This is a genomic window from Desulfobacter latus, assembly GCF_013389365.1.
Taxonomy (GTDB): Bacteria; Desulfobacterota; Desulfobacteria; order Desulfobacterales; family Desulfobacteraceae; genus Desulfobacter; species Desulfobacter latus.
Window position 1 is genome coordinate 1 of sequence record NZ_JACADJ010000137.1, and the last position, 3,229, is coordinate 3,229.

Sequence of the window (3,229 nt, forward strand, 5' to 3'; positions counted from 1 at the left end):
TTATCCCTCCTCGGGCAGCTCCGGGAAGTTTCTTCAGGCACCCTTGCCTTAGCCTACATATTCCCTCCTTTCTGGGGCTATGACTGGACTTTCACCAGTTAGTTCATGACCATGCCGGTCACACCGCATCGCTCCAAGATCAGATACATCCGGAACGGATGACTGCTGCTGCTCCGACCACTTTTCTGTTTCCGGCAAACCGACTTACCGGACTCGGGGAGCGCAGACACGGAACCCCAAGTAGCTGTTCGCACTGCCAGGATCACCCCTGTAACGGTAAGCAGCCCGCACGAACCTCGGGTCATAGCCCCAGCCGCCGCCCCGGAGCACCCGGGACGAACTACCGGATGAAACAAGTGGATTTTTTGGAGCATGTTTTGCGTAGGCATTCTCATCGTAGACATCTTCACACCACTCATAGACATTGCCGGACATGTCATAAAGACCAAGGCCATTGGGGGCAAAGCTTCCTACATCCGTTGTTTGTTCTCTGTATTGACCACTACGCGAATAGGATTTCTTGTATTCTGCCCGTGCATCAAAATTTGCCTCATCCGAACTGATAATATTTTTTCCCGTTCCGAATCTTACCTTTTTTCCCCCGTCCCGTGCCGCATATTCCCACTGGGCTTCCGAAGGCAGCTTAAACTCCTGTCCTGATTTTGTGTTTAATTTCGATATAAATTTTTTTGCATCATGCCAGGAGACCGTTTCCACAGGGTAGCTGTCTCCGGATTTAAACCGTGACGGATTATTCCCCATGATCTTTTTCCACTGCCCCTGGGTGACTTCGGTTTTTCCCATCCAGAAACCGTCCAGGCAGACCTGGTGTACCGGCTTTTCATCTGAAGCCCCGTCACCAAAGGTATCCCCCATCTGAAAACAGTCCCCAGGCACCCAGACAAACACCATGCCCGTGACCGGTTCGGTCCAGGTATCGCCGGGAGAGGGCAATCTTGGTCTTACCGGTTTGTTATTATTGGTTGAGCTGATTGTGGCCGCTCCTTGTGATGGTGCGCTGTTTTTTGCCAGTTTCCGGATCATATACCGGGCTGTGGAGCCATATTTCCCCTTTGGATATTCAGACAGAAAAAATTTGAAATCTTCAGGGTCGGTACTTTTTTCAACGCGCTTCCAAAGTTCATATTCCGGATCAGGGCCTCCGGCAGTCCACGCCGGAGTGGAGGGGTTGTTGGTGCTGCCCCCTGAAATCCGGCCGGAACCGTTTGTTTCAGGCAGTATAAAAACAAAATCTCCTTTATCGAGGTAAGGGTTACGGATGGTGCCGTACTGGGGGTGCTGGGTCTCCCGGGAATAGCGCGCCACATTTTTCTGCAGGAAACTGCCCAGTTCCGTGCCGGTGACATACCCGTCCCGGTTCAGGTCGCCTTCACCGTTCAGGGCCGCCACAAACTGAGCCTTGAAGATGCTTTTATCCGGTACTTTCTCTTTCTCATTTCCCGAGGTAAAGAACTGGCGGACCGGTTTGGCCGTCTTGTTGTTGATCTCCTCGGGTACGGCCCGGACCATTGACAACAGGGAGCCGGAAAAACAGGCATCAAATATAAACACGGCATGTTTGGCATCAATACTCAAAGCATACTCCTCTATGCGCTTGAATGACAATGCCTTTGACTTGAACCCCCTTAAATCCTCATAGGGGTTCGGGGCGCCTCTGGGCACCAGATAGCCCAGTTTTGCCCCGCCGTATTTGGGGGCCACGGTATGGCCGTGGCCGGCAAAATAGATCAGCAGGCGGTTGTCCGTACCCATACCCCGGGTCGTGATAAAATTTTTAATGCCCTGTTCAAGTTCCGCCAGATTCGGGTCCGGCAGGGTGGTGACGTGAAATCCGTGGTCTTCCAGAACGACTTTCACATCCCGGATGTCCTCTTTCACACCGGGCAGGTCGGACCAGCCCCGGGTGTACCGGCTCACCCCGATGACCAGGGCGTAGCTCTCCTTGTACAGCAGCACCTGGCTGCCGTCTTTCACCACCCGCTTTATTCCCCGGGTCGGAGATGCCGGGCAAAGTGAGGTAAGGCATAAACATATCAACACAAATGCCAGTGAAAAAATGGAACAGCCTTTAAATTTGTCTGATTTTCGGCCTTGGTCATATTTTAGGCCATACCGATTTCCGGTAGGTTGGGTTGAGGAACGAAACCCAACGTCGATAAGTTGTTGGGTTTCACTTCGTTCAACCCAACCTACGTTGTGGTCGATGTTATGACCAGGTCCTGGTTTTCCTTTATTGTCTATATTCAATAGTCAGCTCCTGTTTTTGGCTCTGTTGCCCAGGGGCTTTCAATCCGGCCTTTCCCGGCCTTTTTTACTCACCCGCCCGGCAATGGTACATGTTTGTTCCCCGCGGGGAAGCAGGAATATACGTTGTCCGGTAAGCCTTTATGGCAGCCTGCCGGGCTCGGGGAGCGCAGACACGGAACCCTGTGTTGCTGTTCGCATTGCCAGGATCGTTCCTGTTACGGTTAGCAGCCCGCACGTTCCTCGGGTTATTGTTCCAGCTGCCGCCCCGGATCACCCGGGACGTTTCCTTTGTATATCCCTTGTATCAGGCATCAATTCTCTTTTTTGCCAACTGAGCGCGCCAGCCGTGGCAGTTCATCTTGAACAGCCCTGCCCATAGGGCTGAGGTGTGCTGCTGCAGTTCAATGGCGCTGAGTTGTCCGGATTGATACGCTTTTTCAACGGTTTTGATTTTTGCATTGATTCTTTTTTTTGCCCGGACACTCATTCTCAGCTTTCCCGGATATACCACGGCCCCTAAAAATCCGATACCCTTTTCCGTCCGGTTGATTTGGCCCCCTTTTTTCAGTTTCAATGTCAGATGAGTGTGCAGATATTCCCGGCTGATCCGCCACAGCCGGAAGAGCTTGGATTTATCACCGAATATGAGGATGTCATCAAAAACCAGGAACGGGATGTCCTGCTTGCAGACCATATGGGACTGCACGGATGTGACTTTTGTAGCGGATAAAAAGCCGTTTAAATCGTCCGGATTTTCCGGAGCCGGTACCGGATAGGTGAATATTTTATAGTTCATTGATTCTCCTTTTTAATCATCAAAATATTTTGCGGCGATCATCCGTTCCGGATGTATCTGTCTTTCCGCTGCTCATCGGGTCAGAGGGAGTCCATTGACTCCCGTCTGCCCACAGAACCGTGCGTACGGGTCCGTACACGGCTCCTCATGTGACTTTTATCCATT

General features: G+C 51.8%; 2 protein-coding genes and 1 pseudogene. All 3 read right to left on the minus strand.

Features of this window, described 5'->3' with window-relative positions; translation table 11 throughout:
• Positions 1-204: 204 nt before the first annotated feature.
• On the minus strand, positions 205-1,995 hold the full coding sequence (locus tag HXW94_RS18395; RefSeq protein ID WP_218576811.1) for an SUMF1/EgtB/PvdO family nonheme iron enzyme: 1,791 nt from the start codon (positions 1,993-1,995) through the stop codon (positions 205-207).
• Between the two features lie 337 nt (positions 1,996-2,332).
• Positions 2,333-2,551 (minus strand): annotated as a pseudogene (locus HXW94_RS20515) (SUMF1/EgtB/PvdO family nonheme iron enzyme); the annotation flags it as partial.
• A gap of 21 nt (positions 2,552-2,572) precedes the next feature.
• The gene (locus HXW94_RS18405) at positions 2,573-3,064 is read right to left on the minus strand and encodes a hypothetical protein (protein ID WP_178368350.1); all 492 of its coding nucleotides are present in this window, start codon (positions 3,062-3,064) and stop codon (positions 2,573-2,575) included.
• Positions 3,065-3,229 lie beyond the last annotated feature (165 nt).